This is a genomic window from Duganella vulcania, from assembly GCF_009857655.1.
GTDB classification, from domain to species: domain Bacteria; phylum Pseudomonadota; class Gammaproteobacteria; order Burkholderiales; family Burkholderiaceae_D; genus Rugamonas; species Rugamonas vulcania.
Genome location: NZ_WWCX01000001.1, coordinates 289,250 through 314,739, shown reverse-complemented (window position 1 = coordinate 314,739; position 25,490 = coordinate 289,250). Strand labels below are relative to the sequence as shown.

The following is a 25,490-nucleotide window of genomic DNA, read 5'->3' as shown; positions in this document are numbered from 1 at the left end:
TAGCCTCGACCTTATTGTGCCGCCACGCTCTGCTCGGCATCCTCGACAGCGTGCGCCTGGGTGGCGAACTCGCTCGAGTAGTTGCCCTCCTCATCGCACCATGCCCAATGCGATTGCGTGTCCCCGTTGGGGCCGTGGATGGTGATGCCTTGCCCCCGCAACGCGGCGATGCGCTCATGTAGCGGCTCGGCCGTGCAGCACGGACCCTTGGCGCTAAAGACGTGCGCAGGAACCCAGTTGCAGCCGTTCTCTGCCGTGATCTTGTACCAATCCTGGCCGTCGTTGCACGTCTGTGTGACCGTGTACGCCTTGCCCGGGATAGTGGCACCATCGAAGGACTTGTTGGCTACAACTGGGAATGGGGCATTCATCACATTGGCCTTTCAGAGAAATTGTGCATCTCGGTGCACGCCATCCGTCGCATGGACTGTTTGCATTGCTGGACTGGCGATCAGTTCCGCACCAGATTGGGCGCGGTGTCTGGCACGCTGTACCCGCCGGCGCGTGCCACGTTGGCATAGCGCTCGTACTCGCCCTGGCTGTGCCAAGTGGCGCTGTTGCACAGTTCGGCCGCGCCGCCGGCCGCGCTCGATTGCATCCAGCCGCAATGCGTGCAGACGTGGTCGCCGTCGTCAGAGGGGGCAAAGGCGCGCTTGGTAAAGTTCTCGTCTGCGCATGGCATTGTCGTGGTGCTCGTCATTGTTCCGCTCCTCAGGTTGTGTGGCGTGGCCCTACCTTGGAAATGAGATTACCTGGTAGGGGGCGCCAATACCAATTCCCGCATAATGGGTTGCTTGAGCCTGCCGAAGGAACGCCGCGGCAGTCGCCGGCCGTGGGTGAGAAGGAAAAGGCCTGCCGTCAATTGGCCCTACGATCGGGGGCTCTGCCTGGTCGTCAAGGCGTTTCGGCGTTGCGAGTGAACGGCGGGGCATTGGCCGAGGCGCTGTAGCGCCGCTACGGCCGGTCTGCTGAAGCCCCAAGGTCACACCGTGACAGGCAACGAGCGGTCGCACTCTTACCACAGCCATCGCCGTAGCGGCGTAACCTGCGCAGTCGGGCGGGCCAGGCAGCCGCTCCGGTGCGCGCATGTCGGATAGCCGCGCTTTGGCCGGCCGGGCGTCCTCCGCGGTGGGGGCAGCTGTGCACCTGCGGGACATGCTGACGCTGCGCTCATGCGGTTGATGGCGGTGGAATGTCGTGTTGTCTCGCGGCCTGGCGTGGCACTCTGGTCGCTGGTTGGTGTGTGGCCCGCGGATCAACGTCCTGGACGCGCTCACGTGCTCACGCGCTCGCTCAGTTGAGCGAATTGGTGTAATGTTGCCAACAAAGCGTGCCGAATGAGGGGGGCTTGAGATGCGTCTGAGGATGGGTATCAGGCATATGGTGGCCATCGGTGTGATTTCGACCCTATTGGCGGTGGCGGAATCGGCTGCCTATCGACATTACCGGCAAGGCAGCGGGCCTGGACCTGGTGGGGCGTTGCAACCGCCCCAGGGCTACCGAGGCGGCTGCACCGATGCGCCTTTGCTGGGAACTACGTCGATCCTGGGGCAGCTTCCAGAATCCCCTGATGGCGATCTGGGTATCTACTCGGTCAAGAACGGGCTGGACGTGGTGGTGGTCGCTCTCCTTGGCAACATGCAGCTGAGTCAGTTCTATCAAGCAATCGTCGTCGCACCTGGTGGCGAAGCGGTTGTGCGCCTGCCGGCAGGGCACTACGGCCTGGGACTGTTGTCCGGCCGGCGCTGGTGCAACATCGCCAAGGGCTTTGTCGGTGGTGCCCGCTATTCGATCACCGGTGGCGTCTTTATCGACGCAGCTTCGCCTGGCCAAAATGTGCTCTACCCGGCCACGAGCCCCAACGATTTTCGCATCCGCTACCGCAAGCTGGCCGCGGCGCCCAAGGCGCCCGCATATGTCGTTCCTCACACCAGGTACGGCTTTATGGCAGATGGCGAGGTCCAGGGGGTGCCCGTCGCTTGGCTGATCGATACCGGCGCCACTACGGTCATTCTGCCGGCTGCGCTGGCGCTAAGCGCTGGCGTGCGCTGCAAGGCGTTGGCCGTCTTCAGCACGGCGGCAGGCCTGACCAGCGGCTGTGTCGGCCGACTATCCGACCTGCGGGTCGGCCCTTTCAAGATCGAGAACGTCGAAGTAGGGGTCCTCAATGGCGCCCCGCGCCCGCTCTTGGGTATGGCCGCTCTGCGCCGGCTGACATTGGTTGTGAAGGATGACACGCTGTGGATGTCGGATGGCGCCGTTGCAGGACGCGCCCTGGGCGGTACCAGCGGGCTCGCTTCCGACATCGCGCCAGTGGTGCCTTGGCCCCAAGTCAGCGCCATGAGGCACCCAGTCGAAGAGGTGCCTGGCGCCAACGTAGGCCGTGTGGACGTGCCGGCCCTGGCTGAAGGCCTGCTGGTCCATGGGGCACACGCCGCGACCCTCATCGGGGTGTCTATCAGCTACCTATGGTGGTTGCGACGCCGCCCGGCTGCCCAAGATCTGGTGCGGCCATGCGCGTCCCGTTTTAAAATTCCGGCATTTCGCGGTACATCAGGTGCAGGGCGACCGACGTGACCAGTTCCAGGATAGGCAGTGGGCCGCCTTCGTCCTCCTGATCTGGGTTGTGGCCGACATGTTCCTGATACCACGCGATGAGCCCCGCGCGGCCAGTGAGGTGATGCACGCTGACTAGTTCCGCATTGTCGCTATGTCGAATGGTGAAGCAGATTTCTTCGCTTTCAGGGGTTGCCGGCCGCTGGCGGGTGCTGTGGTCCGTGACGAAGAGCAGATAGTCTGCCGCGTCCTTCTCGTCCATCACACGGTAGTAGCAAGCGCCCGGGCCACCATCGAACAGCTCCAGCGCGTCGATTGCGCTGATGCCGCCCTGCCGGATCCACTGGCAAACGGCCTGCTGACAGGCGTTGATGAACTCGACATGCTCCGGCGTCATCTGTCCGTCCGTGCTCCACCCTTCCGGGAAGGCGTCGGTCTCGCCAAAGCCGCCATACATGTTGGCGTCGACATGGCTCTGCAGGTCGGAAAAGTCGGCGATGGTGCGTGGCACGCGGTTTGCCAGCACATCGCGCAGGATTTCGTCCTTCATGCGCAGGATGGTCGCTTGACGCTTCGAAGCGTTAGTCGGGTCCGTGCATTCGCTATATTTCGTGGCCATGTCATGTCCTCATTGGTTAGTAGGTACTCATTGGTGCCCTGCCAACTCAGGTTATCTAATCGATGGCGCAAATTCCATTTCTGGGGACGTGTACTTGGCTGCAGAGCGGGCAGTGGGCCGGGTTGGGCAGCGCCAGGTGGCGGCCGTGGCTGTCGATGTTGGTGATGCGTGCGTGCACAATGGACGCGACGAAGGAGGGCGGGCCGGCCAACCCAAGCTCGGCACGCCGGTGGCGGCGTAACGTGCTGCACCTTGTCTTGGTGTGGCAGCTGGATTTGCCGAAAGGAACACAGGGCGGGTAAATGGATATTCGGGAACGCATGCGCGAACTATGCGCATTGGCTGGATCGCAGGCCGAAGCTGCTCGACTCATCGCAGAACAAACGATGCGGTCATGTAGTGTAGAAGCCGTTAAATCGTGGACATGTGATCCATGCATTAGCCGCGCCAGAACATGTCGGGATTGGGCGGTATTGGCACTTGAAACCAGACTCAAAGTGGTACAGAAATTGGCTTAATCAAGGTGTGCATGTACACTGCAAAGAAATCACTCGAACGCTCATAGGAAAATAAGCCTCAACCTGATAACAGCATGAACGAACTAATTCCCCATTTTTCCCGTTTCGAGGCGCTTGACGAAATTGTGAAGCGGTGGGAGAACTTTACGCACGGCACATTAAAGAGTCCAGCTATTCGGAACGAGCTGATGACACGACAGGGTTCTCGCTGCGCTGTCTGTCGCGAACTGATAAGCCCGGCGGAAGAGCAAGTGCATCACGTCTCCTATGTGAACCTTTGTTACACAAGTTTTAACGTTGATGGCACTCCCCCATGCAGCAGTTGTGAAGTCAAGGGGCGGTGCTTGGATAGGCTTACGGCCGTGCACGGTCACTGTCATAAGGCTATTCATGAGAAGTCAAGCGATGAGCCCGAGGATTCGTTTAAAGGTGATCGATCAAGAGTGCGGTTTCCGCGCAGTCGAGAACCCTGGACGACGAATGACGAGAAGCAGCTCAACGTCCTGCTTGCGTCAAAGAAGCGGATGTCTTCTATCGCGATAGCGCTTGGCCGCAGCCCAAAAGCTGTGCGTCTCTATATGAACAGGATCGGGATAGAAGAAGCCAAAAAGAGGGGGGTATCGACGGCAACGGTGCAGGCCGCGAAAACATCACCAACCCTAAGCAAATCATCTATCAATGAGTCATTCGGCGCGCCCCCGGCTAGGCATGGGAAGACATGGGATATCCATGAAGTAGATGAGATTGCTGATGGATTCATAAAGGGCGAAGGCGTAGCGGCGCTCGCCCAGCGATTACAGCGAAAAGAGAGTGGCGTGATTTCAAAGCTCTACGCAATTTCTCGACAGCGGGCTGATGTACAGGCCAAGTTGCTGGAGGCGGGGTGGCCCGAGACACATAACGACTACCGTCAGGTGTTGGAAAAGATCCCGGAAGTGGTTCCGGCGAATGAACAGGACTAGACCGGAAAATATGAAGCCAGAAGACTATATGAAAGCATGCCGTGAAATTCATGCGCAACTTGAACTGATTGCCTCCCAAACGCGGGCGATGGCGGTGACCTTATGCGCAAATCCGTCAAATCCTTTATTCGTCGACGCGATGGACAGGCAAGATGCTTTGCTGGCGAAACTCGCCAGTCTGGACAGTCAAACGCTGATCTGAGGAAAACAGTCATGGCAACGCAAAATGTCTGGAACCTGAAATACGTCGTTGGCAATCCGGCGATGTTTTCGAAAGTGACTACCGCCGCTGGAAGCCCGATGAAGCGCAACGAGGCGTTGAGCGGTGCGCAGACCATTGAAGCCAATGGCGGCTGGCGTGTGTGGGTGGAGCACGCGGAAACGGGCAAGCGCATTTTCGAAAGCGACGCAGAAAAAGAATATAGCCGCGTTATGACGGAGATCGTGAACAGCTAACCAGACAGGAAAATCAAGATGATCGTAATCTCGGAAAGTATGTGCAGCGAAGAGTTCAAAGCAGCGTACAAGGCCCTTCGTGAAGGCGCGTCCATCCGGCGCGCGAGCTGGGCGTCGGGTACGTTCTTGCTTAAGAACGGGGATCGCATCAACGTCTACCGCCTCGATCAGTTTGCCGCACCAGACTGGCACCCCTCATCGTCTGAATTACAGGCGACGAACTGGGGGCTGGCCTAACGGGAATATCGCCTGGCATTTGTCGCCAGGTCTACCAACTTGAAGTCTGCCCAGCTCGGTCTTCAAATTGGTGGAAGGCGCAGTGACGATGCGCATCGACGCGAAGCAGTTTAATTGTGGCTTCGTCGGGAAATCCAGCCGGAGACGTCCCGGACACCAACACTTTTGCAAGAAGGAAAACGCGATGGCTTCAACATGGGTTGGCTCCAGATGGGCCAGGGAAATTTGGATAGTCGCCAGTAAGGAAGGTCCTATACTTCTGTGCGATCAGATTGCTCGCGGATACCGCTTTCTCAAATTGGTTGCGGAAGCGGTACAACCGCGCATTGTCGAGCGGAATCTCGGACGTGCCGGCACCAGGAAAGTGGACACGGGCTTGCCCGATGTAGGAGCCGCTAAGTTCTTCGCCGACTGCCAGGCTGGGATCTTTTTCCCGGTAGCTAGTACCATTGTTGGCGTCGTAATGCTGTATGTTGGGCTGCGAGGCATCTTGGTCATTCTGCGGGAGATTTTTAGTGCCGGGCCGATAGAGCCGATACTTGGTGTCTTGTTTGTGTTGATCGTCGCCGGAGTGCTGTGCGTATTTGGCGTAGTTGGAGTGCTTTGGGCCGGACATGTTCTTTTGATGGCAGCAAGGAAATCTCAGTCGCATCTCAACGAACAAGATTGTGCACTGCTAAAGGAATTGCTTAAAAAAAATGACGACATCGCGCTGGGTGAGTTCGCGGAAACATGCGAAACGTACGGTGCGCTCGCGGAAACGATAATCCGTCTGCGGCACCTTATCTCGGAAAAAGACCCAGGTCGAGCCATTTAAGTACAAGGGGAAGTCATGGATCAACTTGACCCAATCGATGTAGCGATTCTGCGTGAGGCCGTTCGGCTGGACGGGCTGTCCGAATCGGCCGCATTGCGTATCAACGTCGGCGTCGCACAGGTGGTAGACCTGCAAGGCCGCAAGCTGCTGAGGTTCGATGCGGTGCGCAAAACTTGGCACGCTACGGTGGCCGGCCGTCGTGCCATCAACGAATAGATCGGGAAATCAGCATGACTTACGCATCGATTACAGTAACCAAGGACGGCGAGCAAAAGTTCCACGCCACAAGCGGTCGAATGGGTTTCGCAGAGTCCGCAGCACTGGATTTCCTGTGCTGGGCCAGCCCGATCATCGGCGCGGCTTACACCGTAGTGGATGACGCTGCGCGGCGCATTACTGCGATGGGTGCAGAGGTCACTTTGGTAGCGGCAGATGTCGCGCAACCCTGATGGTCGCCGGTGTTGAGAACGTCGTAGCAAACGGCGAGCGTGTGTGGGGCGAACACGCCGTTACAGGCGAGCGCATCTTTGAGAGCGACGTGGAGAAGCCCTACAAACAAGGGGCAGCAACCGCGTAACCGCTACATGCGTTGCTACCAAGCGCTTGCATTCAACTACCCAGGGAAATCCAAATGACCACCACCCGCACCTTCGGCCAGACCACGTTGACGCTCAAGCAGCTTTCGCCGCAGGAGTTACAACAACGGTTCCTCATAAAACAAGGTCAGATAGAGAACGATTTGACCCAGATGAGGAAACACAAGATCCCGGCTAATTCAAGCTATAAAGGGTTCTACGATCGGCAGCTTGGAGCCTTACAGGTGTATTCGCTATTGAGCGTGTCAGCGGCCCTAGTGCATCGGCACAGTCTTGTTTCTGAATTGCGAGAGATGAAGGCCAGCGGTCCAATTCCACCTAGTGATGCATTCGATCAGTCACGGGTGATACTTGGCTTTAACGAGGCAATCGATCAGTTGACTTTAGTGTTTGAAGATTAGGGAAAATGATGAAGACATATTTCGCAGCTGTTGTGACCGTCAGCGCGCTCTTGGCTGGTTGCGGCGGTTCACCAGGTGCGCTCGAAGGTACGTGGAAGGCAAGCGGGCCGATTCACATGATTATTACCTTTCGTCCCGGCGAAACTGAGACATTGGGTGTAATCGAACACGTCGACTACAGAGTGGACGGCGACACGGTTCAGTTGACCTACAAAGACGGATTGATGAAGGGTTCGTCGCTGAGGTTTGTGCTCGTTGACCACGACACGGCGACAAACCCGATGTATACATTGCGACGGGTGCGTTAAAGAAAACGGTCATGTCTCACCGAAAAATCAGCGTGGCGACATTGGACGAAACGGCAGCAAACGAAGCCATTAAGGATGCGCTCAAAGCCATCCAGCGCGCACGCCAAGCGAGCGTGCTGGGTATGGAAGCCTTGTAGTCGCTCCACTGGTGGAGGCGCAGCGCCATGCTCAATATGCGCTCGATAGCGCCCTGGGTCGCAATGGAAGGAATCATCGTGGCAGTAATTCAATCTCCCTGCAGATGCGGCAGCAACCAGGTATCGATGGTCCCGGCAGGCGGCGGTCGCGGAACTGGGCACAGCACGTTCTACACCGGGGAATGCAGCGCCTGCGGTTTCCTGATGGAGCATCTGCCCGAGAACAGCGACGGCAAGTTCGGCACTGCTGTCCGTGACTGGAACCGAGCCGTCACGAGCGCCACTACACGACGTCCCGAACGTGCCCGTTTGGCCACGCCGGCGGCTAGCGTCAGTTCACCGATCGTGGCGCGCGCACCGGTCGGATGCCAGCAATTTCGAAAGGCTGCCTCGGAGCGGATTAGAAATGAAGAAAATACTGCATCCGAATGTCGAAAGTTCAAACTATGATCCCGTTAGCCCCGTCTCATCCAGACAAAGATGCTCCAGTCATGATGGCGCAAGTATTTGACGGCCGCGGCAACGCGATTGGAGCAACTACCTTAGCTCGAGCGATTGAGTTAGAGTCAAAAGGGAAGGGTGTACTAACATCGGAGCCTAGCGATGGAATGGTACTTAGGCTCAACTATGTACCAACACCAGACCCAGCCGAAGTTAAACAGAATGCCGAGACGGTAAAGGCGAGATGGAGGCGCCATCGAGTAGCACAGCTGCGAAAAAGAGATGGAGACTTTTGCTTCTATTGTCACGCGATAATGAATAGGGAGGAAATGACTCTTGAACATTTGCTCCCCAAGAGTTTGAAGGCGAGTGATAGTGCTCTAAACATGGTCCTGTCTCACAAATTATGCAATGAACAGGCACAGGAGTTCAGCATTGCTGAAAAAGTACGGATGCGTGAGCGCAACTTAGTTAAAATCCTTCGTGGCTTTAACTCGGACATGGAGCGTCAGGTTTTTCTTCGGGACAGATCTCTTTGGTAGTAGTGCATACGAATGGCCTATGCCAGAATATGCGTTCTGGCTTGTAAGTGGCTTGACGGATGGTCAATATGGACACGGCAAGCTTGGTGACAAGGTCAGCGCATATTCCAGTGAATATTTCAGGGTGTGCCGAACCTTGCAGATATATGGGGCCGACGGCGACCCCAGATGTTGAACCGCTCGAAAATTCGCGTAGATTCTTGGCTTGAAAGCGGGTAGAAATAGTGACTAGTACTGAATCACAGCCTTAACAAGGAAAATGGAGATCGCATGGAAACAGCAGTGGCAATGTTGCTTGTGGCGGCTTTGGGCTATTTGGCAGGACGTCAGGGCAGCCGCCCAAGCCAACGAGCAACCGTCAGCGTAGATGCCAAAGTGAAGGCGTGTAGCGATCTTCTTTGTTCCATCCTCAAATATGAGCAAGCATGTTCTACTGCTGTGTTTGCGGCCGAGAGTGGCCAGATTAACGACAGCAATAAGGTGGCGGTCAGTGACGCCGGAAGTGAACTAATTAGATGGCAACTGGCTGTTGGCTTCATTGTCCCATCCGAGGTACACGAAGCGGTAGATAGCATCGTTTCAGATAACTTCGGAAAGAGTTGGGACGAACGACTAGGTGTGGCAAGGACCGCCCGCCAGACGATTGTTGAATTTGCGCGCCGTGAGTTTGGGCCCGCATAACTATCACAAGGCAAAGGAAAATGCGATGACCAACGAGGTACTGCGTGAGAAGTATCTTTCGAAGATTGCCGTCGATATCGCTGAAGCAAAGAGTAAGGCGAAGTTGAATTATCGGATCGCTTACGCAGTGTATATTATCGCCTTTTTTGGCAGTTTGGTTGGTACGCTACTTCCTTTGCTCGCCAGCGGTGATACAGCCCGAAAAATGGGGGCGGTTGCGGCATTGCTGCCTGCTCTTGCACTGACAGCAATGACGTCTTTCAGATTCAATCGAAAGTCCGAATGGCACTATAAACGAGTCGCCAGTTTGCAGGAAATAGAGCGGCAAATTGACATTAAACCAGTCGAACAGTTGGAAGCGTTAATCGATTGGTGGAACAAAGCTGAGCGTGATCTGAATAGCAGATGGCTTGGGTTCGGAGAGCTTCCAGGGGCGCCGAAGGAAACTAAGAAGCCGTAAAGGCGGATGAATAGGATAGTCTTGATTATGAACCTGATACTGTTTGGCGGCAAATATTTAGTCGCCAACAAAGATTTTTTGATGATGGCGATTGTTCCACCGGCAGAGATTGAACACCAGGTAAAGATTACAGAGCCCCTAACGATCCCACTGCATGATGCTTTCCTGCTCGAGATCGAGAACGGATGGCGACTTGTTGGAGGGGTGAACGTAACCGGTGCCACGGTTAGTCGCGTCACGTTGACCGACGTTCATCCGGGCTCACGCGAACGCGCGGCCCTACTCGAGCAGATCGGCATTCCTGTTTTAAGCCGCATGGAAGGGGCCGGTAACCTGGCAAAGTATGGCATCGACATGTTTGACATTAGCCGGCTATTTCTAAGGAAAGTTCGTCCATGAAAGCACTGCATGAAGTGACGCGACTGGTGAAATTCACTGTCCTTGCGGATGGCGTCAAGGACGCTGAGAGGATCGCGGCCGAGGTTTGCCCGATCAACGAATTTCCCCCAGGAGCGATCATCGACACCCGCGCCTACCTCACGCCCAACCAGTCCGAAGAATTGAAGCGCCGGGCGATCAACTACGGCGAATAGCGAGAACCGCGATGACAGCAAAACGCCGATTTACCGACGCCGAAGTCACGCACATGCGCAAGCTGCTGGCGTGGATGCGAACCGAATATTGTCTGGACGAGGACATGCAGCGCGGCGCACTGGGCGCCGTCAAGACGCTCTTGGACGCTGGTCAGATCACCCAAGAGCAGGCGGAGCAGCAAGTCGCCAAACGGGCCGACCAGGTCAGGCAAGTACCGCAATATGTGCGTCAAGCCGTCAAAATGTTGACCAAGGCCGTTCGCGAATATGACGGTGTGAAAGGTGCCGTGGTCGACGTGGCCACGCGCGACGTGCACGAAATCGAATAACAGGGAAGACGCCATGACCAGCACGAGGAACAAACCGCTTGCTAAACCACAGCGCACGTTGCTGACGAGTCTTCGCGCAAACGCGCAGGCTGACTGCTTCTCCACGCCGCTTGCGGTCTCGATTGAACTGGACGTCAACGAAGTGCCAGTGGCGCGGCGATTGGCGGACAAAGGCATGTTGCGGATCAGTGAAACGGACGATCGTCAGGTCTACCTGACCGCAGCTGGTTTGGCCCACTAACCAAGTCGAGGAATACACCATGCTCATCAATGAAGTTATCGAAGTCGGTGGCCGGCAGTGGAAGGTACGCCAAGCGGTGAGCCATGAAGCGGCTTTGAACGAGATCGCAATGGCCCGGTGTACCGGGAGTATTGGCGGCAAGTCGTCACAAGTGATTGATGGCGTCGAGACTGTTTTGGCCAATGTGGTGCGTCTGAACTCGGACGGCACCGAAACCAAGGCATACAGCGGCTATTAAGCCTAAGACGAACGACTGTGGCCACCCAAAAGAACTGGATCATTAAATACGTTGCTGGAAATCCTGCGATGTTCACCCGCGTGACCACGGATGCTGCAGGTCCTGTAAGGCGCAGCGAAGCGCTTGCCGGTGCTGAAAAAGTCGCTGCAAACGGCTGGCGTGTGTGGGTCGAACACGCCGTCACAGGCGAGCGCATCTTTGAGAGCGACGTGGAGAAGTCCTTCACCTAGGAAGACGAGCATGACTAAAGATCGCGAGACTTTGACGCCCGCTGAGAAGCTATTCGACGTGCTGGTGGAAGGTGGACTGTGCAATACCAGCCTCACCGGATCGACTGCGCTGCTCCTGCACACTCACCCGAAGCATCCTGGCGAGAAGGACGCAACTGTTGAAGTGCTGTTCGTGTCTGGCGAAAGAACGGGACGGCGCTGGCAGCTTGGAAGCCGTCACATCGTCCCTCATGTTCCGGGAAGAAGTGCAGCGTGGCGCGACGGCCGAATCACTGCATTTCGGTGCCCTGGCTGGCGGCCTGAATGGTCGCCGCACGAAGAAGGATCTCTGGCTGACCTGGATTGGTGGAGTGGCTTCAAGTACCACCGTGACATCGAGCAATCGCTCATCGCTACGCAGTGAAGGGAAACGAACGTGGAACCGTTTGAAATCAAGGTAGGACAGACTTACGCCAGCCGTCGCTGGAAGGGGGATCGCAAGGTCGTTGATGTCAAGCGACATCGTGGGCAAGATGCTGTTGTCCATTTCATTGACCAGCGTACCTCGCGGACTGGTAACGCGCTGCTGCTTCAATTCTCCACCAGCGCCGAGAAGGTCGTCGCTGTTCCACTTGTATAAGGAAGACCCGGCCCAATGACCAAGACGAGGAGAGCAAGCATGGAGAAATTGAACAATGGCCAATACCGCACCTGCCCAACTCCAGGCCCGGAAACGGCAGTTCGGATCGTGACCATTAAGAATGGTCGGGTTTATCTGGACGGCGCGAAGTTTGACTTCATGGTGTCCGATTTCTTCAGCGTGAACAAGCTGCTCGGCCCAGCAGCCTAATATTGAAAGTTCCAACGTTGGAAACGTGCGCCAGTGGCGCCCGCAGCGGCCGGCAGCCGAGACAGGACGAACTGAATGAGTGAGGATTTCCAATCGCAACCTGCCGCCAGCCTGGCGCGTTTAGCCGCCGGCACCGATATGGAGGCCGCCCAAGATTCGAGCCGGCCGCCAGCATTCGAAAGCCACTTCCGCAAAGAGTGCGGTATGCCAGACCACGCCCAATTTCAATGGGATGCGCCGTACATGGCGGCGGCGCTGGACGGATGGAATGCCCACGAGGCGCAACACCATGCGATGCCCTCTACAAGTTCCGATGAGGTGATCAACCAGCAGTTTAGCGCGGTTAAGCGCGCGATAGCGGCAGCTTTCGGCATCGCTTTGAACGACAACCCAAAGCTGGATGCAGCTGCCCGGATGGCGATCGCAGCGTTGGCGAGTGAAGTGGTTTGAACAGTGTTTGTCGCAGTATCGTTCAACTTATTGAAAGAAAACTCGTTGCTCCGGTTGAATCGGCAAAGGACGACACGGCCTTTGTCGTCATGCAGTGATTAACCGATTAAACGGTTTATAAAGAAAATGGCCAATTCGGAGATCGCGAAGAACATCGTGAAGCTAGTTGACGCGCAGAAGCGCGTGGTTGCGCGCCAATGGGCACTGCGTGCAAGTGGACGCGTTCCGCTCTTTCCAGAGTACCGCCAGTCCACGGTGGAGCACTTTCTCGATCTGGGAATGTCCGAAACCGAGATCATCGCAAGGCTGAGTGAGCCAGAGCCTGAAAAGGCTTGGCCGGGCAGGGCTGCGATGCAAGGTCTTTCGTCTTACGCGACAGCGGGCCTGCCGTTGCTCCGTGGATCGGCAAAGCAGGTTGCGTGGGCGACCACGATCCGAGCCGGGCATGCTGCCAAAGTGCCTCAGTCGGTGCATTTGACGCAACAACGAGAGGCCTCGTGGTGGATTGAAAACCAACGTAACTTGTAACGGAACAAACCAAGGGACTAAATACAAGGACACCAAAATGGACGGCCTTATGACAATAGCAGGAGCGCTTGTCGGTGCATTGACGGGAGCATTGTTGGCACCTTGGATAACCAGAAGGAACGAGGGAGCAAAACTTGATCAAATCCGGGATCGGCAGTGCGAAATCCTAGAGAACCTTCGGAACCAGGAGATCGCGCGGACAAATGTTGCCGCCGAACGTGAGCACAATCGCAGGCTGAGTGAATTGCTCAATGAAGTCTATACTGACTCCCTGGCATTTGGTTCGGAGCTCAGCTCATATCATCCTTTAAGGGCGCCTGGTGAGGTTGATCCGGCTTGGGTACGCCTAGATAAGATGCGTACAATCGTTGCTCTGCACTTTGTCGAAATGCTTCCATACATAGGTGCTTTCAATGAAATTCACAATGAGTATCGACTTCGTCAGATAGAGGAGGCGGGCGGGGGGACCTTCGAGTTGAAAACGGTATATGAGCACGTTGAGAAAATGGCCAGTACGAATAAAGAATTTACAGATGTCGTGCGAAAGAAAATAGAGCAGCTACGGACTATCCAATAGATATATCGGCGCCTCGATTAGTGATGCACAAAGGTGGGAGAGATTTATTTGGTATGGATGGAAATCGCTTGGTTGACGCCAGGCGGCAAATGACTGGGTGCTGATGACAGGTTCACCGGCTGGACCGCCAAAGCGGGATGCCGGCACCGACAGCATCCAGCCATTTGATATGAAAGGGGGAATGGTCGTGAACGAGAAATCCAACAACTTTGACTATTGTCTACAGCTGCTTAAGGCCACCGCCGGCAAGGTGAGGGCATATCGCGCAGCTGGGCGCATCGTGGTCACTTTGCGAGCCGATCTAGTTGTAGAATTTTCTCCAGGATCAGCAAAGGGATCGGGTTCGTGGCAATTGCGAAACGGCGCGCGCGCCGGGACCGGCGTTCGACAATTAGTCGCCTATTCCAATGCATTCGCGTCAGCAGGATGAGCATGCAAACTTCGAAGCGTGCTTGTAGGCTGGCTGGTCGACAAAGCTTGAGATGCGGTGGTGTTGCGACCAACTCGTTCAATGGAACCTAAGCAGGAAAATCAATGCGATCGGTTTTAGACACCTTGAAGGACATAGAAGAAATGGAGCGATGCCTTCATCGCGAAGCCGATGTTTGCTATGCAAAGCACTTCTTCGCGAATCTATTCGAGGATGCGTTTAAGCGCGTTGACAGTGACTTGAGTGGTGCGGCCGCAGTAATGCGAGCGCTTGAGCCAAAACGCAAAGAACTGGTCGATTTGCTGCGGCTAATCACCAAGGAGAAATGGTACGAGCACCATTAAATGCCTCGCGTCGTGCACGACATGACTTGGGTTTCCGAATAACTGAACTGAATAGCTCCTATGTCCAAGAACTGCTACTCCTGCGAGCACATCGAGAACAATGGCTCCAATGAGCCCGGCGAAGTCAGCGGTTGGGTTTGTGCTAATCCCAAGCGTGAGCCGCAGACCATCGAAGAAGAACGGAATTTCGACAAGAACTGGGCCAGCGAAGATTACCGCAAGCGCTATAAGCGCTGCTACCAAGCGCCTGCATCGAACTGCTCGGAAATTGTCCGTGTCGATCCGGAAGAAGCATGTGGAAGTCGTCGCTGATCTGCCGAGCAAGCGGCACACCTGGCCACCACGTTCGATGGTGGCGGTAATACAATCGTAGGCGGACGATGTGGACAAGCTGCTTGTCGTGCTTGGACCCTGACCCGGAGCACTGTCATACCGAGCCCTGCCACCGTGCAAAACAGTGTTACAACCTCAAATAGTGAAATTGTGTGGAATATTAAATTTTAAGCGCCAGTGATTTTGACCTTGAGCGCGCCTGCGCAGACCTTGCAAGGGCAGTAGGTACCGCCCAGCAGGCGGGCTGGGTGTTAGCTGGTGGCGTATCGCACGCTGTTTCTAACGCTGGCGTATCTGGCCACTATACGGTTGTCCAAGCAATGACAAAGTAATCGCCGTGGAGAATTCACGATGGAAGAACTGAGAAACGTAGCTGTCGGCTGGCTCTCGATACTGATGTTGATCCAAATCGGGATGTTCATGCTGTCGGCGAGCGATGGCGTCCCGATGATGGAAAGCTATGTCGCAGCATGGACCAATACGCTCCGCGCCGTTGGGGGGTGTTTCGTGCCAGCAAAGACCACCGAGGAGCGGACAGAGCTTCTGATGTTCTGGGCTGCAGCGTTGTTCTTCCTGCCTGGTGCAATCTTGGTAGTGGACGTCATTGGCCGTATGGCCAAATAGAGGGGGACATCATGAAAATTCAAGACGTGGCTGTATTGGGTAGTGTGATTGCCTTTTTGGGTTTGGTTGTTGGGCTTGAGTTGTCGCACCTGCAGTTTCAAAGAAACATCGCTGGGGTTATGACGGGGCAGTCAGCTGTGTCCCTGTCGCTGGTCGAGCCCGGTCTCGTTAAAGGCCCGTTTGGCGTTAAGCGGGTCTGGTTTGCACGGGCGGATGATGGTGTTTTTGAGTACCGGATGGCGATTCCGTTTATTGGCTCGCTCCCTTTCAACTTTCCCGGAAACGGGCGGACCAAGACAAATTTGATGGATGCCTGCAACCGCATTGGCGTGTCGGGCTGCAAGCTGACGGAAAATTGAGATGGTAAAGATTTCCCCAGATTTGATAGCGAGAAACCAGTGACGACGAACAAACAAATCAGATTGGAAGAGGCCGCCAGCAGCCTTGCCATGGCGCAGAAGATGCTGGAAAATCTGCAGGCTCGCACGATAAGCCACCACGACATCTCGCGCGTTCAGGATGTCGCGACTCAGGCGACTCAAGCTGCGCAGCAGCTCAACCAGTTGGTTGGCTTGCTGCTGGCTGAATTCGCGGAGTGACCAAGGGAAATGACTGTGGAAATTATGGCGCAGACACCTCAAGCGCTCAACGCGGAATGGCCGATCAAGGTCGGCACAAAGGTTCGATTCCGAGAGACCGCTTTGGTGCGCATGGAACCGAGGCTCAGAAGGCGCCTGACTAATCGAGTGGGCGAGGTTACCGGCTATCGGGAAGGTGAGAATAGGCCTCTAGTCCACTTCCCACCAATTGGCAGGTTTCAACAGCTCTTGCTGTGCGATGTCGATGTAAAGTCGCTCTGCTTGCTCGACCATTAGGGACAATCACCGTGTGTTTCTCTGCGCAAGTGTGGACGGACTATCGTAAGTACGTCCGACACTATGGGGCAAAAGTCAGCATCCAAGAATTCGTTGAGTTGTTGGAGCGTCGCCAGGCCGGCGAGCGGATCGTGCTGCCTAAAGGGTTGACGGAAGCCTTCAAGGCCTTGCCACAGAGCGTGGACGAAGAACGATGTCGAGATCTGGTGCTGGCCTATGAGGCCGCGGAGGCGGCGCGCATCGAGGCCGATTTGTTCGGGTTGCGTCGACGGCTGGCCGATGCTCAGCGTAGTCTGGCCGTTAAGCCAACGAAGAAGGCCAGCGAGGACCAACGCATTGCTGGCAATAAGATCGAGCGGGCGCTGTCGAAACTGGATGACCTCAAGCGCACCCAACGCCGGGAAAGGGACGACCGTGTGTATGCTGGCAGCTACTGCCCCGTGATGGTTCGTGATGCCGCCGGCCAGCTGGTGGTGCGCCCCATGCGCTATCAATGCCGGCCGGCGGGAATGCCTGCCGCTTTCGACAAACGCTATCCTGGCCTATACAACGCGAGGCGCGATAACTTAAGCGGCTTCTGGAAAAGCGTCTACGCCCATACCCACGCGGTGATAGTAGTTGAAGGTTTCCTGGAACACGTCGACCGACATAAGCTAGAAGGACGGGAGTTGGCACCAGGCGAGGAACCCGAGGATATGATTCTCAAGTTCGCACCAGGTGGCGGCGAGCTGATGCAACTGGCCTGCCTGTGGTCCCATTGGACTGGACCTGGCGAGGACCTTCTGTCCTTCGCCATCATCACTGACGAACCGCCGCCGGAGGTGGCTGCTGCTGGCCATGACCGCTGCCCAGTGCCGTTGAAGTCGGCCAACGTCTCAGCATGGCTCATGGCACCAATGCCTGCGGACTATCAGGCAATGCTTGACGACCGCGAGCGCCCTTACTACGCGCATCAACTGGCGTCAGCGGCATAAACTGCAGATAGCGTCTTCTTGGCGCCCGCAGCTGGCCAGCGGCCGAGCACAAAACGGTTCGACGGACGACGCGACGAGAGGCTGCTACGAGCGGACCAGTGGGAAGCCAGCGGTAGCCCACATGGAACCCCGGACGGAGAGTCAAGGCAAGCGTCTGGCAGTAGCCCTGCAAGCCAGTCACTTGGCATAGCTTGTAGCGCTGATAAAAGCTGGGTATGGCACGTCGGCGGTGTCGGTCATTCCATGCTAGACATGCAGCGGCGCTACCACGCTGCCCCCTTCAGTGCAAGCCATCGAAGTTTCTCGTCCGCAGGGTCCACATCTTCAAAGGCCGCGCTCCCTGGCAATTTGAATCAACAGGGCCCGCCCCATACACTTCGCTCCAGATAGCCGGCCTAGTGCTCGTCATAGAGCGACCGGCCGGATACAACCAGTGCATGGGCACTGCGGTTTAACTAGCATGGGGAGCAAGAGTATGGGCAACTGCAAAAATTACCGTGTCGAGACCCGAGGCGGCGGCGACTGTCACAATACCCCGAGGGTGGCCGTCTTCGGCATTGACGAACAGACTGCCCGGGAGATCGTCCGGCTGTCCGCGTTGGTCGCCGCCAACGATCTGCATCGGATCGAGAAGTTCGACTACCGAGCCCAGTTCTTGCAGTTTGATCCGGAGACGGACGGTGAGGACGCCGAGGATCTTGGCGAGGAAAACGACGTGCGCACCGAGTCCGACGTTTTGGTCGTTGAATCTGATGTGTTCTTCTTCTCCGCCTGCATCAAACACACCGGCTCCAAGGTCTTCACCAAAAGCCAGTCCATTGGCGAACTCCAGGCACATTTCGGCATTGCAGATCTTGCCCCTGAGGCCGCTCGCGTTGTTGTCGGCCTGAAGGCAGGAAAAGTGCAGGGAGTCACCGCTGATGTCCCTGTGAACTTCCTGGTGTATGACTATGACGTGGATGGCCGCAGCGACGCCGAGGTGGCGATCCGGCCGGCGCTCGGTGAAGGGGAAGTCGAAGTGTTGGATATCGGCTGGAAGGGAGCGAGTGTGGATGCCGATACAGTCGCGCAGGCCTTCGCCGCGACTGGCCCGGAAAAGCCATCACGCATCTGGTGGACCGCCGATACGGCGCAAGAAGCGCAGCAGTGGAAGATCGACTACACCGCCAAGGGCGCGACCAGCGTCGAGGTGAAGCACCGTAACGATGCTTCCGGCCTCGTGGACGTATTCATCACGCTCGAGCGTAGCCGTGCCAGCGAGATCCTGGGCTACAAGGTCGAAAAGGAGGAGTTCCTCATCGAGTAGGGCGGCCGGCCGGCGCCCCCGGTAATGCCGCACCACCGGAGCCCGACCATCGGGGGCGGCCAGGAGGCGCTAGTTGCGCTGCAACCGATGCCAGAGCAGGGTGACCCACCTGCGTGGGTGAAGACACGTCAGTCACGCCGTTACACGGCTTTCAGGGCAGAGCGCTCGGGCGGCGCCGTCGGCCGGCGCCCTGGCCGGGCTTGGCGGCCCACTGCGTCATGCACCTGTGCTCACCTGGTAATTTGAATCCGCCTAGGCACCTCCGTAGACTCGTTGTACAGGCAGCAGGAACGTAACTGATCCTGCCGGGCACCGAAACCACCGACGAGCGAGGCGAGCATGCAAGCGATCAATCTGTACCTGGATAAGGACATCGAAGCGAAGGCCGAGAAGGCGATCGCTACCCTGATGGATCTCATCGAGCGTAACCACCCGTTGGCGCTGCTGTGCAGCGGAGGCAAGGACTCTAGTGTCGTGACCCTGCTGGGCCTGGAGGCCATCCGTCGCGCGCATGCCGCCGGCATAGTGCAGGCCCAGCACTATGTCGCCACCAGCGATACGACAGTCGAAAACCCAGCCATGCACAAGCACGTGCTGGGCTTCCTCGCCGACATCGAAGAGTTCTGCGAGCAGCACCAGCTGCCCGTGACGGTACGGGTATCCGAGCCGACGCTCGCCTCCCAGTTCGTGGTCTCGACCATCGGCCGTGGCACCCTGGTGCGCAGCGTGCAGAACTCGGTCAAGGACGGCAGCACCAAGCGTCAGTGCTCTGACGACTGGAAGGTGCAGCCGCAGCTGCGCCTAAAGAGGGCATTCGCCGAGGAAGCTGCCAGCGATGGCTTTCGCGAACCGGTGTCGGTATTGGGCACGCGCTACGCGGAAAGCGCCGTGCGCTCGCGCTTGATGGCCGAGCGCGATGAGCAGGCCACCCAGGTCACACGCGGTGAGCATGGCGACTTGACCATCAGCGTGGTGGCCGGCTGGTCCGTGGACGAAATCTGGTCCTTTTTAGCCATGTTTACCGACGAGGCGATGTACCCCTTCCCATCGCCGGTGCCACGGCGTACCATCGTGCGCCTGCATGACTTGTATCGCGACGCCAATGACGGCGTGTGCGGCGTGGTGCTGGGGGAGGCGGGGCAGCGCAAGCCTTGCTCAGCGCGCACCGGATGCTTCACTTGCCAGATGTCCGGCGAGAAGGACCAGTCGCTCGAATCGATGATCGCCGAACCCCAGCACGCGCACATGGCCGGCCTGAACCGCTTCCGCAACTATTTGGCCGCCACGCAGTGGGACCTGTCCGCGCGCGAGATCGTGGGCCGCACGGTCAGCAAGGCAGGCTACGTGAAGATCGCGCCGGACGTGTATTCGTTCGATTACCGGATGGATCTGCTGCGCTACCTGTTGACCCTTGATGCGATGGAGGTCGACCGTGCGGAGGCACATGAAGGTGCCCTCAACTACGGCAACATCCCCGGCACTGAACTCAATCGCGAGCTCTGCGCGGTCCAGTTCCAGATGATCAACTTCCGGCAGCTGGTCGCCATCGACTTCCAGCTGGGGATGCATCAACACTGCCCGCACGCGCACCCGGCCATCGCCGCTTGGTATGAGATACACGTCCTGGGGCGCCGTTACCACATCCCCGACGTGCCCGCGCCAGTGTCCAAGGCACCGATCCCTTCGTTTGGCTGGTTCGAGGTGGGGGACTTCAACAAGGACGTGCCCACCGACGGTTTGCGCGACTACCTGGGCGAACTCTGGAACAAATATCTGGAGCCGGCCCATGTGAGCGCCTATGCCCAGACCACTGAAGGCGAGCGCATCACCTACTTCGAGGAGGATGAACAGTTGACGGTGGACGCCGAGATGGCATGCACGTTTGTCACCTGCCAGTTCGACGCCAAGTACTATCACCAGCTGCAGTTCTTCACTGGCCTCGATTCGTCCCGCTTCCTGCTGTCCAAAGGCATCCTCAAGCTGCCCAAGGGCATGAGCGCGAAGTACCAGTACATGGCCAAGCGCGGCCAGTACTTTGCCAACCTCGCCCAACGCTATGACTTGGCGCCGGCCGAGCTGGAACAGTACGTCAAAGACCACGCGATCAGCGATGAGGCCCACAGCGGCTTGCTCAAGAAGGCGGATGCCGGTGCCTACCCGCTTCTCGACCTGTTCGATGCGCCAGCGCAGCTGTCGCTGGTGTGATGCTCGGGGCCCATATCACCGCCATTCGACCGGCACCCAGTTCGGTGCCAACCGCAAGGAACCACCATGACACGACTGCTAACGGAACAGCGTAACGCGCGCATAGAACCCTGCGAGGGCCTGCTCATTCGCACCGGCATCCCGCACCGCAGTGGGAAGCTCGCCTACCATGCCTTTGAGCGCGGCTACGCCACGCTCGTCTCGGCGAACGCTTTCTGGAATGCGAAAAAAGGCTGCTTCACGCTGCCTGGTGTCACCGACCTGTCCGAGACCGATGTCGCCTTGGACAGTGCCGGATTCACCTCGATGGCCCTGTTCGCCAAGAAGGGGCGCCAGGCCGGCATTGGCGGCGTGTTCCCTTGGACCTACGCCCAGTACCTGGAACTGGCGTCCGAACTCAATCCGAGCTGGTACACGCAACCCGACATGTGCTGCGAGCCAGAATTGGCAAACAGCCAGGATGAGATTGATTATCGCGTCAATGCCACCGCCACCATGTTCGAAGGCTGCATGCGCCTTACCTACGCCTGGCAAAACCATGCGGCGAAGGACAGCAACGCCCGAGTGGCGGCCAATCTGTACAGAGCCCCGGTGCCGTGCCTGCAGGGCTGGCGCGCGTCGGACTATCTGCGTAGCCTTGAGATGATGCTTCAGATCAGCGAACGCTGGCAGCCGTGGCAGGCGCCGCCTGTTCTGATCGGCGTGGGCTCGGTGTGCCGGCGCGACCTGCACCATCCGGAGTTTGGCCTCTTCGCCATCCTCTCGGCTCTTGAACCCTATCTTCCCAAGGGCGCCAAGCTGCATCTTTTCGGCGTCAAGGGCACCGCGCTGGCGCGTCTCCGCGAGTTCGCATGCGTGGCGTCTGTCGACTCGCTTGCTTGGGATCTGTCCGCGCGCATCGCCGCGCATCGGGACCAGGTCTCCAATACGCTGGCCAACCGTATGGGCGCGATGGATGACTGGATGGACAAGGCGCAGGCGCGGGCCGCAAAGAATTCGCCCCAGATGCGCCTGTCCCTGCAGTTCTGAGCCGTTCGCCGGCGCTGAATTGGAAAGCGCAACACACGCCCGTATGATGGTGTCGTCGGCAGGAAGTTAGATCGATGGGGCGTGTGCTGGCAAAGCCCGCTATTTCACCGCCAAATTCTAAGGAGAGGGATATGCAAGTTGCCGAAATCGCCGGGCCGTTGCTCGACCTGCTGGTGGCCAGGATTGACCGCGTGGACGCGGTGCTATCGGATGCCTACGCGAGCGGCTCGCGTAGCGCTATTACGTTTTACGGTCGCAGTGAGGAGGACGGCTTTCTCGACGGCCGAACCTACTGCCCATCGGAGCACTGGGGAGACGGCGGCCCTTTGATCGACAAATATCACATCGACCTCGACCAAAACAAAGCGAGGGCCGAGCAAGTGCGTTGCCGTGCCCTGGTCGACAAGGTACGGCGCCCGGGCGAGCTCTTTGAACGCTCTGTCGGGTTTGGCCCCACGCCGTTGAAAGCGGCCATGCGCGCCCTGGTGGCCAGCGTCTACGGCGACGCGCTGCCCGATGACGTCATTTCGTGGCTGAAGACCGTGATGGGTGAAGGCGCCAGTTTGGGCGAAGGCCTGCACGTGTCCTGACGTCGGATGCCGCAAGGCCGTTTGTCGCAGTGTCGTGCGCCGACGCGCGGCCATTGGAGGCGTTGGCCGCCACCGGCTAAACATCGAGCGGTGGCGCTGTTGTCGGCTCATGGAGTCGTCTCGCGAGGCTAGCGGACCATATGCGCCCTTCGAAATTTGATCCGTATGGTTCGCCCCGTAGAATGGGCCCCAGGCAAACTCGACAACGAGGACGGGGAGCATCATGGGCGACGACAAGCGCAAGGCACCGGTTGACCAGGCTTACGCTGAAAAGAGCAAGGCGTTGGAGCAGATCATCAAACCGCTGCGTACCGCCACCTATGAGGTCGACTACGATTGGTCGTACTTCCAGCAGGCCCTTGATGCGTACGCGAAAGACTACGGCGGTCTGGATCTCAACCCGGACTTTCAGCGGGGCCATGTCTGGACCCTCCAGCAGAAAGTGCACTTCATCGAAAACGTCCTGCGTGGCGTTGTCTCCAGCTCGGGCTCCTTGGTGCAGTTCAACTGCCCGAACTGGGATGAATACGATTACGCCGGCGACCTGCCGCGCGGCATGCAGTGTATCGACGGCCTGCAGCGCATCACTGCGGTTCTGGAGTTCATCAAAGGTGAGGTGCGTCCATTTGGGCTGACTGTGGCCGACCTGGCCGGCAGTGCGTTTGCGATCAAGTCGCGCTTTCGCTTCCGTGTCGCCGTGCATAATTTCACCCGTCGGGCTGACTTGCTGCAGCACTACCTGGACCTGAACGCCGGTGGAACCCCGCACTCGATGGACGAGATAGAGCGGGTGATGCATATGCGTGATGAAGCTGTCGCAGCGTGCTCATGATCGTGGATGTGCAATAGATCCCAATACGGACAATCACGTCGATCGGCATGACGGGCCCACGCAGGTCCTTGCCGGGGAAGCGATCGACGTGCGACGCAGGATCTGGGTTACGGTGGCGCCAAGGTGGCATCTATGCGCCGCTGTAGGGTGACACCGCGCTGCCGCGTCGTTGCCACCTGCTCGCCTTGCGTTCAATGCCTACAAGTCGCCCTCTTGCAGTATCCTTCCCAGCCCCTGGCTCTCCAACCACCAGTAGGTGTATGTCTTGCTGAGCCAGCTGGCCGCCTTTTCCTCCGCCAGTGCCCGATTGGTCGACGTATAGATGACGGGGACGCCAAATCGCACTTCCAGCGCGTCCAGCGAGCCTGACACGCCGTTGGGATGGGCTGCCACGTCTTGGGTAAAGTTGTAAGGGCTTTTGACCTCCGCGTAGCTCGCTTCGACCAGGATGGCCCGGTACGGGAAGGCTTGCATGCGCTCAAGCTGGCGGAAAAACCGGCCCCGCTGGTGCATTAGGGTTCCCACCAGGTCGTTCAACGACTTGCGCTCCAGGCAGATGAGGTGTTCCATGCCCTCGATGCTGTAGTCGCCTGTGTCCAAGGTGGCCGTTTTCACACCCGATAGCCAGTTGGAAAAACGCGCCAGATCGAACGGCATTTGCTCGCGCGTGTCCACCAGCACAACCGGCTTTGGTACTTTGCTGGTGATGGCGCTACCGCCGCGGGTGACGATCAGTCTGCTTTTGGTGGGTGCTACGGGACTGGCCATGGTTTCGCCTTCGAAAAATGGGTGGCAGAGAGGGATCCCAAGGTGTCACTAGTTTGGGTTTTTGTTGTCCAGTTTGCGTGCGTGAGGTGCCCGAATCGGACGCCTTACGCATGCATCAGATCCACTTCAGGTGGGACAATTTTACTCTCACAAGAGGGCTGCTTTTGCCGAGATACCAACAATATTTTAACGGACGGGGAATATATGTTCTTCACCAATCTCCAGCTTTATCGCTTGCCGGCGCCGTGGGCATTTTCTCCCGAGCAGCTCGAAGCGGCGCTCGCGCCGTACTCCTTCACGCCCGCCGGCAGCAATGAATTACTGCGCCAGGGCTGGGACAAGCCACGTCCGAATGGCGGCCTCGTCCACGTGCTCAACAAGCAAATGCTGATTTTGCTGGGCACGGAGAAAAAGCTGCTGCCGGCCACGGTGATCAACCAGGTGGCCAAGGCGCGCGCGGCCGAGATGGAGGAGGCCCAGGGCTTCGCGCCGGGCAAGAAGGCCATGAAAGATCTCAAGGAACGAGTGGCCGACGAGCTGCTGCCGCGCGCCTTCACCATCCGCAGCAATACGTGGACCTGGATCGACCCTGTCAACGGCTGGCTGGTGGTGAACGCTGCCAGCCCAGCGAAGGCCGATGAAGTGATCAAGCTGCTGCTCAAAGCCGTCGACCGCATGCCGCTGGAATCCTTGCGCGTGCAGCGCTCGCCAATGGCTGTGATGACGGAATGGTTGACGGCTGACGACGCGCCGGCCGGCTTCACGGTGGACATGGACACCGAGCTGCGCGCCACCGGCGAGAGCAAGGCGGCTGTGCGTTACGTTAAGCACTCGCTCGATCCGGAGGAGGTTCGGCGGCACATCGCCGCCGGCAAGCAATGCAACCGCCTGGCCCTGACCTGGGACAGCAAGATCTCGTTCATCCTGACCGAGTCGCTGGCGATCAAAGGCGTTAAGCCGCTGGACGTCATCAACGAGAAGGAGTCGAGCGTGAAGAACGACGAGGAGCGATTCGACTGCGAATTCGCGCTGATGACGGGGGAGCTGGCCAAGCTTATTGGCGACGTGGTGCTGGCGCTGGGCGGCTTTGCCGACGAGGGGTGCCAGAATGCCGATCGGCAGGCCGCATGATTCGTCCGTAAAACGAATGCGGGCAGCTCCCATGCCCGCGCGGTAGCACCGTCACCACGCCGCCCCGGCACCAAGGCGTATCGGTGCGACGCCATAGACGGCGTCGTGGCGCTACCGGTGAACTGGTAGCGCCACTACGGCGCCACCGGTTCGGAAGCGCCGAGCCCCAACACCGCATGAATTGCACACGAGGAGCGGCAAGAACGCATAGAACCACGGACGCTTTCTTGCCTTAGGTCTTTCCCTGCCAAACCCGCAGTGGCCTTTGCTCCATGCTGTCCACCTCGCGTAGCGCCCTTGTCC

The 25,490-nt window shown here is 57.9% G+C and carries 43 protein-coding genes; 39 read left to right on the top strand and 4 right to left on the bottom strand.

What is annotated here, in order from left to right; all coding sequences use genetic code 11:
* Positions 1-11 precede the first annotated feature (11 nt).
* The gene (locus GTP90_RS01810; protein WP_161081852.1) at positions 12-371 is read right to left on the bottom strand and encodes a hypothetical protein; all 360 of its coding nucleotides are present in this window, start codon (positions 369-371) and stop codon (positions 12-14) included.
* Between the two features lie 80 nt (positions 372-451).
* Positions 452-700 carry a hypothetical protein gene (locus GTP90_RS01805; protein ID WP_161081851.1) on the bottom strand — a complete coding sequence of 83 codons (249 nt, stop codon included), beginning with the start codon at positions 698-700 and terminating at the stop codon, positions 452-454.
* 653 nt (positions 701-1,353) lie between these two features.
* On the opposite strand from GTP90_RS01805, the gene GTP90_RS01800 reads away from it, so the two are divergent.
* Positions 1,354-2,577, top strand: a complete 1,224-nt coding sequence (locus GTP90_RS01800) for a retropepsin-like aspartic protease family protein (protein ID WP_161081850.1) — start codon at positions 1,354-1,356, stop codon at positions 2,575-2,577.
* On the opposite strand, the gene GTP90_RS01795 is transcribed toward GTP90_RS01800, so the two are convergent.
* Positions 2,528-3,175: a hypothetical protein gene (locus GTP90_RS01795; RefSeq protein WP_161081849.1), complete on the bottom strand. Its 648-nt coding sequence runs from the start codon at positions 3,173-3,175 to the stop codon at positions 2,528-2,530. The two genes, GTP90_RS01800 and GTP90_RS01795, sit on opposite strands and share 50 nt — an antisense overlap.
* 592 nt (positions 3,176-3,767) lie before the next feature.
* On the opposite strand from GTP90_RS01795, the gene GTP90_RS01790 reads away from it, so the two are divergent.
* The 37 genes from GTP90_RS01790 to GTP90_RS01615 all read left to right on the top strand — a co-directional run bounded on the left by GTP90_RS01790 (position 3,768) and on the right by GTP90_RS01615 (position 23,288).
* Positions 3,768-4,655 (top strand): hypothetical protein, encoded by an 888-nt coding sequence (locus GTP90_RS01790; protein ID WP_161081848.1) that lies wholly within the window; start codon positions 3,768-3,770, stop codon positions 4,653-4,655.
* Between the two features lie 10 nt (positions 4,656-4,665).
* Positions 4,666-4,857, top strand: coding sequence for a hypothetical protein (locus GTP90_RS01785; protein WP_161081847.1), 192 nt, complete (start codon positions 4,666-4,668; stop codon positions 4,855-4,857).
* Positions 4,858-4,868: 11 nt separating this feature from the next.
* Positions 4,869-5,111: a hypothetical protein gene (locus tag GTP90_RS01780; protein ID WP_161081846.1), complete on the top strand. Its 243-nt coding sequence runs from the start codon at positions 4,869-4,871 to the stop codon at positions 5,109-5,111.
* Between the two features lie 18 nt (positions 5,112-5,129).
* Positions 5,130-5,348 carry a Thoeris anti-defense Tad2 family protein gene (locus GTP90_RS01775; protein ID WP_161081845.1) on the top strand — a complete coding sequence of 73 codons (219 nt, stop codon included), beginning with the start codon at positions 5,130-5,132 and terminating at the stop codon, positions 5,346-5,348.
* Between the two features lie 82 nt (positions 5,349-5,430).
* The gene (locus GTP90_RS01770) at positions 5,431-6,165 is read left to right on the top strand and encodes a hypothetical protein (protein WP_161081844.1); all 735 of its coding nucleotides are present in this window, start codon (positions 5,431-5,433) and stop codon (positions 6,163-6,165) included.
* A 15-nt stretch (positions 6,166-6,180) separates the two neighbouring features.
* Positions 6,181-6,381 (top strand): hypothetical protein, encoded by a 201-nt coding sequence (locus GTP90_RS01765; protein WP_161081843.1) that lies wholly within the window; start codon positions 6,181-6,183, stop codon positions 6,379-6,381.
* A gap of 14 nt (positions 6,382-6,395) precedes the next feature.
* Complete coding sequence (locus tag GTP90_RS01760) at positions 6,396-6,614, top strand: hypothetical protein (RefSeq protein WP_161081842.1); 219 nt, start codon at positions 6,396-6,398, stop codon at positions 6,612-6,614.
* Between the two features lie 182 nt (positions 6,615-6,796).
* Positions 6,797-7,162, top strand: a complete 366-nt coding sequence (locus GTP90_RS01755) for a hypothetical protein (RefSeq protein WP_161081841.1) — start codon at positions 6,797-6,799, stop codon at positions 7,160-7,162.
* Positions 7,163-7,167: 5 nt separating this feature from the next.
* A complete protein-coding gene (locus GTP90_RS01750; protein ID WP_161081840.1) occupies positions 7,168-7,470 on the top strand; it encodes a hypothetical protein in 303 nt (100 codons plus the stop codon).
* Positions 7,471-7,481: 11 nt separating this feature from the next.
* Positions 7,482-7,607 carry a hypothetical protein gene (locus GTP90_RS37275; RefSeq protein WP_256369086.1) on the top strand — a complete coding sequence of 42 codons (126 nt, stop codon included), beginning with the start codon at positions 7,482-7,484 and terminating at the stop codon, positions 7,605-7,607.
* Positions 7,608-8,035: 428 nt separating this feature from the next.
* Positions 8,036-8,590, top strand: a complete 555-nt coding sequence (locus tag GTP90_RS37545) for an HNH endonuclease (RefSeq protein ID WP_161081839.1) — start codon at positions 8,036-8,038, stop codon at positions 8,588-8,590.
* Positions 8,591-8,860: 270 nt separating this feature from the next.
* Positions 8,861-9,271 (top strand): hypothetical protein, encoded by a 411-nt coding sequence (locus GTP90_RS01740; protein ID WP_161081838.1) that lies wholly within the window; start codon positions 8,861-8,863, stop codon positions 9,269-9,271.
* Positions 9,272-9,296: 25 nt separating this feature from the next.
* Complete coding sequence (locus GTP90_RS01735) at positions 9,297-9,731, top strand: hypothetical protein (protein ID WP_161081837.1); 435 nt, start codon at positions 9,297-9,299, stop codon at positions 9,729-9,731.
* Between the two features lie 27 nt (positions 9,732-9,758).
* Positions 9,759-10,130: a hypothetical protein gene (locus GTP90_RS01730; protein ID WP_161081836.1), complete on the top strand. Its 372-nt coding sequence runs from the start codon at positions 9,759-9,761 to the stop codon at positions 10,128-10,130.
* Positions 10,127-10,324, top strand: coding sequence for a hypothetical protein (locus GTP90_RS01725; RefSeq protein ID WP_161081835.1), 198 nt, complete (start codon positions 10,127-10,129; stop codon positions 10,322-10,324). Before GTP90_RS01730 ends, GTP90_RS01725 begins: the two co-directional genes overlap by 4 nt.
* 11 nt (positions 10,325-10,335) lie before the next feature.
* Positions 10,336-10,653, top strand: a complete 318-nt coding sequence (locus tag GTP90_RS01720; protein WP_161081834.1) for a hypothetical protein — start codon at positions 10,336-10,338, stop codon at positions 10,651-10,653.
* A 13-nt stretch (positions 10,654-10,666) separates the two neighbouring features.
* Entirely contained in the window at positions 10,667-10,894 is a 228-nt protein-coding gene (locus GTP90_RS01715; protein WP_161081833.1) for a hypothetical protein, read from the top strand.
* Between the two features lie 19 nt (positions 10,895-10,913).
* Entirely contained in the window at positions 10,914-11,132 is a 219-nt protein-coding gene (locus tag GTP90_RS01710; protein WP_161081832.1) for a hypothetical protein, read from the top strand.
* A gap of 17 nt (positions 11,133-11,149) precedes the next feature.
* Positions 11,150-11,362, top strand: coding sequence for a hypothetical protein (locus GTP90_RS01705; RefSeq protein WP_161081831.1), 213 nt, complete (start codon positions 11,150-11,152; stop codon positions 11,360-11,362).
* A 10-nt stretch (positions 11,363-11,372) separates the two neighbouring features.
* Positions 11,373-11,765, top strand: coding sequence for a hypothetical protein (locus GTP90_RS01700; protein ID WP_161081830.1), 393 nt, complete (start codon positions 11,373-11,375; stop codon positions 11,763-11,765).
* Positions 11,766-11,777: 12 nt separating this feature from the next.
* A complete protein-coding gene (locus GTP90_RS01695; RefSeq protein WP_161081829.1) occupies positions 11,778-11,981 on the top strand; it encodes a hypothetical protein in 204 nt (67 codons plus the stop codon).
* Positions 11,982-12,020: 39 nt separating this feature from the next.
* Entirely contained in the window at positions 12,021-12,191 is a 171-nt protein-coding gene (locus GTP90_RS01690; RefSeq protein ID WP_161081828.1) for a hypothetical protein, read from the top strand.
* 75 nt (positions 12,192-12,266) lie between these two features.
* The gene (locus tag GTP90_RS01685) at positions 12,267-12,641 is read left to right on the top strand and encodes a hypothetical protein (RefSeq protein ID WP_161081827.1); all 375 of its coding nucleotides are present in this window, start codon (positions 12,267-12,269) and stop codon (positions 12,639-12,641) included.
* 126 nt (positions 12,642-12,767) lie between these two features.
* Positions 12,768-13,169 (top strand): hypothetical protein, encoded by a 402-nt coding sequence (locus GTP90_RS01680; RefSeq protein ID WP_161081826.1) that lies wholly within the window; start codon positions 12,768-12,770, stop codon positions 13,167-13,169.
* A gap of 37 nt (positions 13,170-13,206) precedes the next feature.
* Positions 13,207-13,746: a hypothetical protein gene (locus GTP90_RS01675; protein WP_161081825.1), complete on the top strand. Its 540-nt coding sequence runs from the start codon at positions 13,207-13,209 to the stop codon at positions 13,744-13,746.
* Between the two features lie 187 nt (positions 13,747-13,933).
* Positions 13,934-14,176 (top strand): hypothetical protein, encoded by a 243-nt coding sequence (locus GTP90_RS01670; protein ID WP_161081824.1) that lies wholly within the window; start codon positions 13,934-13,936, stop codon positions 14,174-14,176.
* A 104-nt stretch (positions 14,177-14,280) separates the two neighbouring features.
* Complete coding sequence (locus GTP90_RS01665) at positions 14,281-14,520, top strand: hypothetical protein (protein ID WP_161081823.1); 240 nt, start codon at positions 14,281-14,283, stop codon at positions 14,518-14,520.
* Between the two features lie 60 nt (positions 14,521-14,580).
* Positions 14,581-14,832, top strand: a complete 252-nt coding sequence (locus GTP90_RS01660; RefSeq protein ID WP_161081822.1) for a hypothetical protein — start codon at positions 14,581-14,583, stop codon at positions 14,830-14,832.
* Between the two features lie 372 nt (positions 14,833-15,204).
* The gene (locus GTP90_RS01655) at positions 15,205-15,477 is read left to right on the top strand and encodes a hypothetical protein (RefSeq protein ID WP_161081821.1); all 273 of its coding nucleotides are present in this window, start codon (positions 15,205-15,207) and stop codon (positions 15,475-15,477) included.
* A gap of 11 nt (positions 15,478-15,488) precedes the next feature.
* The gene (locus tag GTP90_RS01650) at positions 15,489-15,836 is read left to right on the top strand and encodes a hypothetical protein (protein ID WP_161081820.1); all 348 of its coding nucleotides are present in this window, start codon (positions 15,489-15,491) and stop codon (positions 15,834-15,836) included.
* Between the two features lie 39 nt (positions 15,837-15,875).
* Positions 15,876-16,076, top strand: coding sequence for a hypothetical protein (locus GTP90_RS01645; protein ID WP_161081819.1), 201 nt, complete (start codon positions 15,876-15,878; stop codon positions 16,074-16,076).
* Positions 16,077-16,363: 287 nt separating this feature from the next.
* Positions 16,364-17,326 carry an SOS response-associated peptidase family protein gene (locus tag GTP90_RS01640; protein ID WP_161081818.1) on the top strand — a complete coding sequence of 321 codons (963 nt, stop codon included), beginning with the start codon at positions 16,364-16,366 and terminating at the stop codon, positions 17,324-17,326.
* A gap of 475 nt (positions 17,327-17,801) precedes the next feature.
* Positions 17,802-18,632, top strand: coding sequence for a hypothetical protein (locus GTP90_RS01635; RefSeq protein ID WP_161081817.1), 831 nt, complete (start codon positions 17,802-17,804; stop codon positions 18,630-18,632).
* Positions 18,633-18,971: 339 nt separating this feature from the next.
* Positions 18,972-20,837, top strand: a complete 1,866-nt coding sequence (locus GTP90_RS01630) for an adenine nucleotide alpha hydrolase family protein (RefSeq protein WP_175047947.1) — start codon at positions 18,972-18,974, stop codon at positions 20,835-20,837.
* A 66-nt stretch (positions 20,838-20,903) separates the two neighbouring features.
* Positions 20,904-21,866: a deazapurine DNA modification protein DpdA family protein gene (locus GTP90_RS01625; RefSeq protein ID WP_161081816.1), complete on the top strand. Its 963-nt coding sequence runs from the start codon at positions 20,904-20,906 to the stop codon at positions 21,864-21,866.
* Positions 21,867-21,997: 131 nt separating this feature from the next.
* Positions 21,998-22,456, top strand: a complete 459-nt coding sequence (locus GTP90_RS01620; RefSeq protein ID WP_161081815.1) for a phage protein NinX family protein — start codon at positions 21,998-22,000, stop codon at positions 22,454-22,456.
* Positions 22,457-22,679: 223 nt separating this feature from the next.
* Entirely contained in the window at positions 22,680-23,288 is a 609-nt protein-coding gene (locus tag GTP90_RS01615; RefSeq protein WP_161081814.1) for a DUF262 domain-containing protein, read from the top strand.
* A gap of 198 nt (positions 23,289-23,486) precedes the next feature.
* Here GTP90_RS01615 and GTP90_RS01610 read toward each other — a convergent pair whose 3' ends face one another.
* Positions 23,487-24,056 carry an ERCC4 domain-containing protein gene (locus GTP90_RS01610; RefSeq protein WP_161081813.1) on the bottom strand — a complete coding sequence of 190 codons (570 nt, stop codon included), beginning with the start codon at positions 24,054-24,056 and terminating at the stop codon, positions 23,487-23,489.
* A gap of 204 nt (positions 24,057-24,260) precedes the next feature.
* On the opposite strand from GTP90_RS01610, the gene GTP90_RS01605 reads away from it, so the two are divergent.
* The gene (locus GTP90_RS01605) at positions 24,261-25,187 is read left to right on the top strand and encodes a recombination-associated protein RdgC (protein ID WP_161081812.1); all 927 of its coding nucleotides are present in this window, start codon (positions 24,261-24,263) and stop codon (positions 25,185-25,187) included.
* Positions 25,188-25,490: the final 303 nt, after the last annotated feature.